The sequence below is a fragment of the Scleromatobacter humisilvae genome (genome assembly GCF_023231945.1).
Classification (GTDB): domain Bacteria; phylum Pseudomonadota; class Gammaproteobacteria; order Burkholderiales; family Burkholderiaceae_C; genus Scleromatobacter; species Scleromatobacter humisilvae.
The window spans coordinates 188,749-200,158 of record NZ_JAJLJH010000006.1 but is presented as its reverse complement, the minus strand read 5'-3'; the positions used below and the strand labels follow the sequence as shown (position 1 = coordinate 200,158).

Genomic DNA, 11,410 nt, shown 5'->3' with positions numbered 1-11,410 from the left:
AATCGGAGACAAGTCAATGAAGATCAACCACGCGCCGTCGTTCCGGCGAACCCGCCTCGCCTCGGCCTGCGGCCTGTTGCTCGCCGGGGTCACGGTGGCACACGCCCAGGGGGCCGCGTCGGCCGCGGCGCCGGCCTCGGCCGCCAGCGCCGCCGATCGCTCCGACGTGCAGAGCGTCACCGTCACCGGCATCCGAGCCAGCCTCGAGACCTCGCTCGCCCTGAAGCGCGACGCGCACGGCATCGTCGACGGCATCACCGCGGAGGACGTGGGCAAGTTCCCCGACACCAACCTGGCCGAGGCGATGCAGCGCATCAGCGGCGTCGCGATCGACCGCGTCGCCGGCGAAGGTTCCAAGATCACGGTGCGCGGCTTCGGGCCCGACTACAACATGATCCTGTTGAACGGGCGCCAGATGCCGGCGACGACGATCCTGGACACGGCGGCGTCCGGCTCGCGCGCGTTCGACTTCGCCAACCTGGCCTCGGAATCGATCTCGTCGCTGGAAGTGTGGAAGACCAGCCAGGCCAGCAAGCCCGCGGGCGGCATCGGTGCCACGATCAACATCCGCACGGCGCGCCCCCTGGACAGCTACCAGCGCATCGCCAGCATCGGCGTCAAGGCGGATGTCGACGAGGCCGACAAGCGCCTGCCCAACGACGATCGCCGCGCGCCCGTGACGCCGGAAGTCTCCGGCATCTACAGCGACACCTTCGCCGGCCACACCGTCGGCGTGGCGATCACCGGCAGCTACCAGCTGCGCGACGGCGGCTACAACACCGCCGGCGTGACCAGCGGCTGGCACACCTGCCAGGACAGCCAGGACGGCTCCAACTGCTGGGGCGGCATTCCGCAATCGAGTTCGCTGATCACCAACCGTCCGACCGGCAACGGCATCTATTCGACCCCGCAGAACATCGACTACGCGGTCAACGGCATCCGCCGCGAGCGCGTCAACGGCCAGTTGACGCTGCAGTGGCAACCGGTGTCGACGTTCACCGGCACGCTGGACACCACGTTCGCCCAGAACACGCTCGACACCAAGCGCAGCGACATCTCGTCGTGGTTCAGCTTCGGCCCGTCGGCCAGCAGCTGGACCAGCGGCCCGATCTCCGCGCCGCTGACCTACACCGAGTTCTACAACGATCCCCGCTTCCTCGGCACGGACGGCAAGCCCAGCCCCGGCCTGCAGGACGTCGCGATGGGCGGCGGCAAGTATGGCGTCAAGACGACGCTGCGCTCGGTCGGCCTGAACGCGCTGTGGAAGGTCACGCCGAAGTTCAAGCTCGAGGCCGACGCGCACACGTCGAACTCGGTCTCCGGCAACGACAGCCCCTACGGCACGAACTCCGACCTCGGCACCGCCAGCTTCAACCGCGGCTCGACGACGGTGGACTTCTCGCACGACTTCCCGGTGATGAGCCTGGCCGACACCTCCGTCGACGCCTCGAAGCAGCTCGTGACGGGCTCGTCGTTCCGCAACGGCTACATGAAGTCGACCGTCAACCAGCTGCAGCTCAAGAGCTCGTGGGAGGCGACCGACCAGTCCTCGGTGGACTTCGGCCTGAACCTGCAGCGCGTGTCCAACCGCAGCGCCTACGCCAACGTGCAGCAGGACACCTGGGGCGGCGCGACCAGCGCGGCCGACTACCCCGACAGCGTCTGGCACCTCAACACGCTGCGCAACTACTTCAGCCAGATAAGCGGCAGCAACGACCCGGCGCTGTTCAACAACTGGTACACGTTCAACTTCGACCAGGTGCGCAACATCGCCGCCAGCGTCGGCAACCCGGCGAACTACCTGGCCTCGTCGAACTTCGACGGCCCGGGCAGCATCGACCGCCGCACGAAGGAAACGACGACCAGCCTCTACGGTCAATACAACCGCGACTGGGAGCTCTGGAGGATGCCGATGAACCTGTCGGCCGGCCTGCGCTACGAGAAGACCGACGTCCTCTCGACGGCATCGGTGCCGACGGGCACCGGCATCAACTGGGTGTCGCAGAACGAGTTCGACGTCACCTACGGCGGCCAGGGCTTCACGTCGCTCAAGGGCAGTTACCACTACCTGCTGCCCAGCGTCGACTTCGACGCCGACCTGCGCAAGGACGTCAAGCTGCGCCTGAGCTACGGCGACACCCTCGCGCGTCCGAGCTGGACCGACATCCAGGGCGGGCAGTCGATCGATCAGCTCGTGCGCGTGGACGGCGGCACCGGTTCGCAGGGCAACCCGAACCTGAAGCCGATGCGCTCGCACAACCTGGACGCCTCGCTCGAGTGGTATTACAGCAAGGCGAGCTACGCCTCGATCGGCTTCTTCCACAAGAACGTCAGCAACTTCGTCGGCCAGTCCACGGTCACGACGACGCCGTTCAACCTGAACACGCCGGTCGGCGGCGCTTACTGGAACGCGGCGCTCGCCAACGGCTGCGCGTCCACCGACACGACCTGCATCCGCAACTACATCTTCGCGAACTACGCGGGCAAGCCGGGCGTCACCGTGCCGGGCCCGGGCAATCCCAACGGCACCATCGCGGGCGTCAGCGGCGATCCGATCACGAACTTCAAGATCAACACGCCGGTCAACGCGTCGTTCGACAGCCTGCACGGCTTCGAGTTCAACGTCCAGTCCGAACTCGCCTACGGCTTCGGCGTGGCGGCGAACTACACGGTCGTCATCTCGGGCCTGCGCTACGACAACAACAGCACCGCGCAGCAATACGGCCTGCAGGGCCTGAGCAACACGGCCAACGTCGTCGCCTACTACGAGGACGCGCACTACAACGCGCGGGTCGCCTACAACTGGCGCGGCCAGTTCCTCGCGGGCGTGATCGACGGCGGCGGCTTCAACAACCCGATCTACACCGAGGCCTACCACCAGATCGACGCCACGCTGGGCTGGAACATCAACGACCACTTCTCGCTCACGCTGGACGGCATCAACCTCACCGACGGCGTCCTCCGCCAGCACGAGCGCACGAAGGAGGAGCTCGTCTCCGTTCTGCAGACGGGGCGCCGCTACATGCTCGGCGCACGCTACAAGTTCTGACCCTGCGAGCGCGGCCAGCGCCGCGCGCTGCCGCGCCATCCGCCGTTTCCCCTGGGAATCGCCGGGTGGCGTTTTTCCTTCAGACCGGCATGATGACCGGCAGATGATGATGCGTAGCCATGATGACGTGCGACACGTCGTGATCCTCGGAGGCGGCTCCGCCGGCTGGCTGACCGCCGCCCTGCTCGCGCGCGAGCACCATGCGGGCGAGCCGGGCGGGCTGGCCGTCACGCTGATCGAGTCCCCGAACGTGCCGGCCATCGGCGTCGGCGAAGGCACGTGGCCGTCGATGCGCGATACGCTGCGCCGTATCGGCCTCAGCGAGACCGTGCTGTTCCGCGAATGCGATGCGTCCTTCAAGCAGGGCTCGCACTTCCAGGGCTGGATGCGCGGCGCGAGCGCGTCCGACGGCGACCACTACCGCCACCCGTTCACGCTGCCGCTGGGCTTCGGCGACGTCGACCTCGTGGCCGGCTGGCTGCAGCGCCACGGCGACCGGCCGTTCGCCGAGGTCGTCAGCGCGCAGCCGCACGTGTGCGCGGCGGGACATGCGCCGAAGCAGGCCGCGACGCCCGAGTACGCGGCAGTCGCCAACTACGGCTACCACTTCGACGCCGTCAAGTTCGGCCTGCAGCTGCGCTCGCACGCGGTCGCGAACCTGCACGTGCGCCACATTGCCGACGACGTCACGCAGGTGCTGTCGCACGACGACGGCGACATCGCCGCGCTGCGCACGCGCGCCCACGGCGACATCGAGGGCGACCTGTTCATCGACTGCTCGGGCATGGCGTCGGTGCTGATCGGCCAACACTTCGGCATCAGCATGCGTTCGTGCAGGCACCTGCTGTTCAACGACACGGCGCTTGCGCTGCAGGTGCCCTACGCGACGCCCGATGCGCCCATTGCGTGCGAGACGATCGCCACCGCGCAGCCGGCCGGCTGGACCTGGGACATCGGCCTGCCGACGCGGCGCGGCGTCGGGCTGGTCTATTCGAGCGCGCACGTGTCGCACGACGAGGCCGAGCGCCAGCTGCGCGCGCACGCGTCGCGCACGGGCGCCCAGGGCGAGCTGGCGGCGCCGCGCCGGATCGCGTTCGAGCCGGGCTGGCGTGAGCGCTTCTGGCATCGCAACTGCGTCGCGGTCGGCCTGTCGGCGGGCTTCGTCGAACCGCTGGAGGCGTCGGCGCTGGCGTTGGTCGAGATGTCGGCCGCGATGATCAGCAACGAGATGCCGGCCACGCGCGACGAGATGGCGTTGGTCGAGCGCCGCTTCAACGATGCATTCACCTATCGATGGGAACGCGTCGTCGACTTCCTCAAGCTGCACTACGTGCTGAGCCGGCGCGACGACACCGGCTACTGGCGCGACCACCGCGACCGCGCATCGTTGCCCGATCGCCTCGCCGAGCTGCTTGCGCTGTGGCGCCATCGCGCGCCCTATCGAAACGACTTCGCCCGCGTGGAGGAGGTCTTTCCCGCCGCGAGCTACCAGTACGTGTTGCTGGGCATGGGCTTCGTGCCCGAGCCCTCCACGCGCGCGCGCCACGCGAGCGTGGGCGACGCCGCCGAACCCTACTTCCGCGAGACCGCCCACCTCGCGCGGCGCATGCTCGGCGCGCTGCCGCTGCAGCGTTCGCTGATAGCCCACATCCGCGCGCACGGCATGCCGCGCGCTTGATCCAGAGAGTCCTCATGAACCCCGTCCAGCTCGACAACATCACCCATCGTGACCTGCGCATCGTCACCACACGCGGCGCGGCGTGGGGCGACGACCAGATGACCTCGCCGGTCTTCGTGTCCGAGTTCCGCAGCGCGCAGGCGTACTACCCGATCGTGTTCCAGCCGGCCGACAACGGCCCCGGCATGCAACCCGTCGCGCTGCTGGGCCTGCGCTCGGGCGAGAACCTGTTCCTCGAGGCCCATGGCTGGGACGCCGCCTACATCCCGCTCGCGTTCCAGCGCGGCCCGTTCATGATCGGCCGCGCCGGCGAGCAGCTGATGATCCACGTCGACATGGACAGCCCGCGCATCGGCCACGGCGAAGGCGAAGCGGCGTACCTGCCGCACGGCGCCACCACCGACTACCTCGAGCGCGTCAACTCGGTGCTCGCGGCGATCCACCACGGCGTCGAGACCATGCCGGCCTTCGTCGCTGCCCTGCTGCGCCACGAGCTGCTCGAATCCTTCGTGATGGACGTCGAGGCCGCCGACGGCTCGCACAACCGCCTCGCCGGCTTCCACGCGATCCACGAGGAGCGCCTGGCCGCGCTCGGCGCGCCGGCGCTGGCCGAGCTGCACGCCGCGGGCCATCTCGAGGCGATCTACATGGTGCTCGCGTCGACCGCGCACCTGCGCGACCTGGTCGAGCGCCATGACAGGCGACTGAAGCGGACCCTGGCATGACACCGATCCGCGAACTCACCGGGCCCGTGGCGGACGCGATGTCCGACGCGCGCCTGCGCGACACGCAGCCCTGGGTGCAGCGCGGCCTCGTCGCCGGCTGGCCGATGGTGCAGGCCGCGCGTCGCTCGACCGCCGACGCGATGGCCTACCTCAAGAGCACCTGGCGCGGCGAACGCGTGGGCATGCTGCTCGCGCCGCCCGAGACGCAGGGCCGCTTCTTCTACAACGATTCGCTCACCGGCATGAACTTCGGCCGCGAGCTGGCGCCGCTGGATGTCGTGCTGGACGCCCTGCTGAAGATGGCCGACGACCCGAAGGCGCCGGCCGTCTACGTGGGCTCGACCACCGTCGACACCTGCCTGCCCACGTTCCGCGCGGCCAACGACCTGCCGTTCGGCGATCGCGATCCGCTCGCCAGCATCTGGTTCGGCAACCGCAGCCGCATCGCCGCGCACTTCGACCTGCCCGACAACCTCGCCTGCGTCGTCGCGGGCCGGCGCCGCTTCACGCTGTTCCCGCCCGAGCAACTCGCCAACCTGTATGTCGGCCCGCTGGACGTCACCCCCGCCGGGCAGGCAGTCAGCCTCGTGGATTTCGCCAACCCCGACCTCGAGCGCTTCCCGCGCTTCGCGCAGGCGCTGGCGCACGCGCAGGTCGTCGAGCTCGAGCCGGGCGACGCCGTCTTCATTCCGAGCATGTGGTGGCACCACGTCGAGTCGCTGACGCCGTTCAACGTGCTGATCAACTACTGGTGGCGCCAGTCGCCCGAGTACATGGACTCGCCCATCGGCGCGCTGATGGCCGCGCTGCTGACGATGCGCGACCTGCCGCCCGTGCAGCGCGAGATCTGGCGCGGCGTGTTCGACCACTACGTGTTCCGGGCCGACGAATCCACCGCCGCCCACATCCCGCCGCACGCGCGCAGCGCGCTGGCGCCGCTGACCGAGAGCGGCGCGCGCCACCTGCGCCAGGCGCTGATCAACCGATTCAAACGCTGAGGCCGCCATGACCGCAGATACCCCTGACCGTACTCGCCAACCCGTGCGCCGCGTCATCATCGCCGGCGGCGGGACCGCAGGCTGGATGACGGCCGCCTGCCTGGGCAAGACGCTGGGCAAGGGCCTCGACATCCGGCTGGTGGAGTCCGACGAGATCGGCACCGTGGGCGTGGGCGAGGCCACGATCCCGACGCTGCTGACCTTCCACGAACTCGCCGGCATCAACGAGCAGGAGTTCATGGCCGAGACGCAGGCGGTGTTCAAGCTCGGGATCAGGTTCGAGGGCTGGCGCGACGTCGGCCAGGACTACATCCACAGCTTCGGCATGACGGGCACCGATCACTGGACGGCCGGCTTCCAGCACTTCTGGCTCAAGGGCCGCGAGCGCAAGCTCGCGCGCCGCTACGGCGAGTACTGCCTGGAGCTGCGCGCCGCGGAGGAGAACCGCTTCGCGCACCTGCCGCGCAACGGCCTCAACTACGCGTTCCACCTCGACGCCTCGCTGTACGCGAAGTTCCTGCGCAAGCACAGCGAGCGCCACGGCGTGCAGCGCATCGAAGGCAAGATCGCCGAGGTGCTGCGCCACGCCGACGGCGACATCGCCGCGCTCCGGCTCGCCGACGGCTCGCTGCTGGAAGGCGACCTCTTCATCGACTGCACGGGCATGCGCGGCCTGCTCATCGGCGACACGCTGGGCATCGAGCTGCAGGACTGGAGCCACTGGCTGCCCTGCGACCGCGCCGTGGCGCTGCAGACGCAGTCCGTCCAGCCCCCGATCCCGTACGTGCGCTCGATCGCGCATCCGTTCGGCTGGCAGTGGCAGATCCCGCTGCAGCACCGCGTGGGCAACGGCATCGTCTACAGCAGCCGGCACGTCGGCGACGACGAGGCGCTGGCCGCGTTGATGGGCAACATCCAGGGCGAGGTGCTGACCAGGCCGCGCGTGATCCCGTTCAAGCCCTGCCAGCGCGAGACCGTGTGGGAGCGCAACTGCGTGGCGATCGGGCTGTCCAGCGGCTTCCTCGAGCCGCTCGAGTCGACCAGCATCCACCTGATCCAGCGCGGCGTCATCCGCCTGCTGCAGTGCTTCCCGAACGAGGGCGTGCGCCAGGTCGACATCGACGAATACAACCAGCAGACGCGCAACGAGATGCAGCACATCCGCGACTTCATCATCCTGCACTACAAGGTCACCAACCGCGCCGACAGCCCCTTCTGGGACGATTGCCGCACGATGGACGTGCCCGCGTCGCTGCAGCATCGCATCGACATGTTCCGCGAGAGCGGCCGCGTCTTCCGCATGCCCAACGAGCTGTTCGCGGAGAACTCGTGGATCCAGGTGATGCTCGGCCAGGGCATCACGCCGCAGCAGCACCACCACATCGCCGACCTGATGGACGACGTGGAGCTCAACCGCTTCCTCGAGGAAATCCGCGGCCGCGTCGAACGCACCGTGGCGCAGTTGCCGCCGCACGCCGACTACGTCGCCCGCTATTGCGCCCGCCCCGGCGAGCCCGCCCGGCCGACGCCGGCCACCGCCTGACGGGCGCCCCAAATTCCGACACGTTTCGAAGCTGAAAACCTCTGCTATAGTTGTGGGCTGATGGGGGCGTAGCTCAGCTGGGAGAGCGTCGCGTTCGCAATGCGAAGGTCAGGAGTTCGATCCTCCTCGTCTCCACCAAAAAGACGCAGTAAGTCAACGAGTTAGTTGATTCTTGAAAACCGGCCAAGTGCCGGTTTTTTCGTTGATGTCATTTTTGATGACAGTCGGGAAACGCTCGATGTCGTGATGACATTTACGAGCGTCAGTGGTCACGGTTCGGAAACCGTTGATGCCTCCATCGCCCGTTCGGCAACTTCTTTGAAATTTGTCATTCCCAAGTCTTCTGCCGCGAAGCGGAGCATGAAGGAACCGACTAGGTTTGCGATCATCATGGTTCGCTTCAGACCAACCGTTGTCGGTCCGAGTGTGAGCTGAGCAATGCCTAGCGGATCAGTGTGGGCGTTGAACGAGTCCTTCGTCGCATGAGCCCCGTCACCAGACGGAAACCGAATCCCCACGAGATAGAGGTCAGATAAATCCACCTCGCGAGCTAACTGTTCCACCCTGAAAGAATTGGGGCCCTTGTCCGGGTAGGCTTGCTTGAACTTGTCCACGTCAAGCTGAGCTTGATTGAAGCCTTTCTTGCCCTTCTCGGAGAGCAGTGGCGAAGTGATCAATTCGGAGACTTGCTCCGCCAGCGGCTTCCAATGCTTGTCGTTAGCCTCGAGAAACGCTGCGAGCGTCAGCTTTTCACGTGCCAGCGCAGTACCGACGATCGTGCACTCAGCTGTAATTCGAGCCATCGCCGAAGCCTCACCGATTGCGCCCGCCTCACACAGCAGCACGCATGCTTTAAACGCCTGCAAGGCCTTCGCAAATCCCTTCCACGCAAACAGAATGTGGGGCTCCACCGGCATCGGCGGCATCCCTCGCAACATCTGAACTGCAAGCTTTACGATGTTGTCTGAGACGGTGAACTGAACAGGTCGCGACTGCCTCGCGATCTGTCGAAAGAGCTGTAAGTCATCAAACATGCAGTCGGAGCTGGTGATGTCAGCGGTCATGAACGCATTCTAGCGTTCCGGACGAGCTACACTGTATGCCCATACAGGTCGCGCCATGTTGGTCAAAGCTCTCCGTCTCCGCTACATGGGCCACAAGCTGCCCCGCGATGTCCTGCGCGAAGCTGTGCCAATGATCGGCGAGCTGCGGTACGAAGACCAGCCACACGGCAAATCGTCGATGGTCTGCCTGCTGATGCCACTCGATGGCCGAACCGAACCAATCGTGCAGCTGCACACGTGCCGGATCAAGATCGAGAAGCGTGGCCTGTTGATCCGTGGGACTGAGCACACATGGAACCGACGCCAGCGAGAGACGTATCGCCATCTTCGGCGAAGAGCGCCGCGGCAACGCCCGGCGACTGGATGTTGTCCTGATAGGACTGCAGCAATTCAAGAGCGGTCTTCATGATGAGGTTCCTGGTTGGATGATGTCGGCGATGCCGGTGATTCAGACCTGTGCCATGCCGCCGTCGACGAACAGCTCGATGCCGGTCACGAACGCCGAGTCGTCGGAGGCGAGGAAGACGGCCGCCTTGGCGACGTCGTCCGGCTGGCCGATGCGGCCGATCGGGACCATCGAGGTCAGGCCGTCGAGGAGGCCCTGTTGCTGCACCGGGTCGGAGCCGGCCAGCTCGACCAGCCCCGGCGTGTGGATCGGCCCCGGGGACAGCGTGTTGACCCGGATCGCGCGCCCCTTCAGGTCCAGCATCCAGCTGCGCGCGAGGTTGCGAACCGCGGCCTTGCTGGCGCTGTAGATGCTGAAGTTCGCCGTGCCGGACACGCCGGCCGTCGATCCGGCGAGGATCACGGATGCGCCGCGCGGCGAGCCCTCGAGCAGCGGAAGGGCCTTCTGCACCGTGAACACGACGCCCTTGACGTTGCGGGCGAAGGTCTCGTCGACATGCTTCTCGGTGATCTGGCCGAGGGGCAGCATCTCGCCCCCGCCGGCGTTCGCGTAGAGCACGTCGATGCGGCCGTGCCGCGCGCGAACGAGCTCGTACAGGCGATCCAGGTCTGCGAGTCGGGTCGAGTCGGCCTGCACGCCGGTGGCGTTCGGTCCGATGGCCGCGACGGCCGCATCGAGTTCGGCCTGGCGGCGGCCCGTGATGTAGACCGTCGCGCCTTCGTGCGCGAAGGCCTTGGCGGCCGCGAGGCCGATGCCCGTGGTACCGCCGGTCACGACGGCGATCCTGCCGGTGAGTTTGTTGCCCATGACGTGCTCCAGTTGTTGAAAGGGTGAGCGAAGCTTATTGAATTCACGATGGTGAATAAAGCGGCAATCATTGACTTCTTATTTCATGGACATGAATAATCAGTCGTCCTGAACCTTCTTTCGCCTGCGCCCATGGATCAACTTCTCGCCTTGCGCGTCTTCGTTCGGATCGCCGAGTCAGGCGCCTTCTCGAGAGCGGCCGATTCGATGAACATCCCGCGTCCGACCGTCACCAAGCTCGTGCAGGACCTGGAGCAGCACCTGGGCACGAAGTTGCTTCACCGCACGACCCGTCGCGTCAACGTGACTCCGGAAGGCGCGGCCTACTACGAGCAGGCGGCCCGCCTGATCGGCGAGCTCGACGAGATGGACGAAGGCGCGGCACGCGCCCGGGCCCAGCCTCGCGGGCGCATCCGCGTCGACGTCGGATCGGTCCTGGCGAACATGATCCTGATTCCCGCGCTCCCGGCATTCCGGGCCCGCCATCCCGAACTGCACGTCGATCTCGGGGTCAGCGACCGTCCCATCGACCTGGTCGGCGAAGGCGTCGACTGCGCGATCCGTGGCGGCGAACTCTCCGAATCCTCGCTCGTGGCGCGGCGCATCGCGGACATGGACTGGGTGACGTGCGCGAGTCCGCGCTACCTGCGGGCGCGTGGCGTCCCGCGTCATCCCTCCGATCTCGAGACGCCGGCTCCCGAGAGCAAGGCCGGCGAGCGCGTACCCGGGCATGCGATCGTCGGATACTTCTCGTCGCTCACCGGCCGTGCGTTCCCACTCGAGTTCCAGAAGGGCGACGAGCGCCTGCAGGTGCGCGGCCGGATGGAAGTGGCGGTCAACGAGAGCACCGGCCACCTGAGCGCGCTCCTGGCCGGCGTGGGCGTCGGGCAGGTGTTCAAGTTCATGGCCGCGCCTCACGTGGAGCGCGGGAATCTGCGTACCGTGCTCGACGACTGGAGTCGGCCGCGCCAGCCCTTTCACGTTGTCTACGCGAGCAACCGACACCTCAGCGCCAAGATCCGGCTCTTCGTCGACTGGGTGGCCGACGTGTTCGCGCCGTTCGACGATCGCCGCCGCTGACTCAGCGGAGCGGGACGCCAGCCGGATCGCCGACATCCGCAGACGCATCACGGACGCCCG

Annotated in this window: 9 protein-coding genes and 1 tRNA gene; 7 read left to right on the top strand and 3 right to left on the bottom strand. The window is 67.0% G+C overall.

Annotated features, from left to right (window positions below; all coding sequences use genetic code 11):
* The first annotated feature begins 16 nt into the window (after positions 1-16).
* The 6 genes from LPC04_RS19760 (at position 17) to LPC04_RS19735 (ending at position 8,131) form a co-directional block, all read left to right on the top strand.
* Positions 17-3,049, top strand: coding sequence for a TonB-dependent receptor (locus tag LPC04_RS19760; RefSeq protein ID WP_275683995.1), 3,033 nt, complete (start codon positions 17-19; stop codon positions 3,047-3,049).
* A 109-nt stretch (positions 3,050-3,158) separates the two neighbouring features.
* Positions 3,159-4,727 carry a tryptophan halogenase family protein gene (locus LPC04_RS19755; protein ID WP_275683994.1) on the top strand — a complete coding sequence of 523 codons (1,569 nt, stop codon included), beginning with the start codon at positions 3,159-3,161 and terminating at the stop codon, positions 4,725-4,727.
* 14 nt (positions 4,728-4,741) lie between these two features.
* Complete coding sequence (locus tag LPC04_RS19750) at positions 4,742-5,452, top strand: SapC family protein (RefSeq protein ID WP_275683993.1); 711 nt, start codon at positions 4,742-4,744, stop codon at positions 5,450-5,452.
* Positions 5,449-6,450: a cupin-like domain-containing protein gene (locus tag LPC04_RS19745; protein WP_275683992.1), complete on the top strand. Its 1,002-nt coding sequence runs from the start codon at positions 5,449-5,451 to the stop codon at positions 6,448-6,450. Before LPC04_RS19750 ends, LPC04_RS19745 begins: the two co-directional genes overlap by 4 nt.
* A 7-nt stretch (positions 6,451-6,457) precedes the next feature.
* Positions 6,458-7,993 (top strand): tryptophan halogenase family protein, encoded by a 1,536-nt coding sequence (locus LPC04_RS19740; protein WP_275683991.1) that lies wholly within the window; start codon positions 6,458-6,460, stop codon positions 7,991-7,993.
* 62 nt (positions 7,994-8,055) lie between these two features.
* Positions 8,056-8,131: transfer RNA gene (locus LPC04_RS19735), tRNA-Ala, on the top strand.
* 131 nt (positions 8,132-8,262) lie between these two features.
* Here LPC04_RS19735 and LPC04_RS19730 read toward each other — a convergent pair.
* The 3 genes from LPC04_RS19730 to LPC04_RS19720 form a co-directional block, all read right to left on the bottom strand.
* Positions 8,263-9,057 (bottom strand): DUF5677 domain-containing protein, encoded by a 795-nt coding sequence (locus LPC04_RS19730; RefSeq protein ID WP_275683990.1) that lies wholly within the window; start codon positions 9,055-9,057, stop codon positions 8,263-8,265.
* A gap of 245 nt (positions 9,058-9,302) precedes the next feature.
* Positions 9,303-9,464 carry a hypothetical protein gene (locus LPC04_RS19725; RefSeq protein ID WP_275683989.1) on the bottom strand — a complete coding sequence of 54 codons (162 nt, stop codon included), beginning with the start codon at positions 9,462-9,464 and terminating at the stop codon, positions 9,303-9,305.
* 41 nt (positions 9,465-9,505) lie between these two features.
* A complete protein-coding gene (locus tag LPC04_RS19720; RefSeq protein ID WP_275683988.1) occupies positions 9,506-10,270 on the bottom strand; it encodes an SDR family NAD(P)-dependent oxidoreductase in 765 nt (254 codons plus the stop codon).
* A gap of 132 nt (positions 10,271-10,402) precedes the next feature.
* Between LPC04_RS19720 and LPC04_RS19715 the strand changes: the two genes are divergently transcribed.
* Positions 10,403-11,350, top strand: coding sequence for a LysR substrate-binding domain-containing protein (locus LPC04_RS19715; RefSeq protein WP_275683987.1), 948 nt, complete (start codon positions 10,403-10,405; stop codon positions 11,348-11,350).
* Positions 11,351-11,410: the final 60 nt, after the last annotated feature.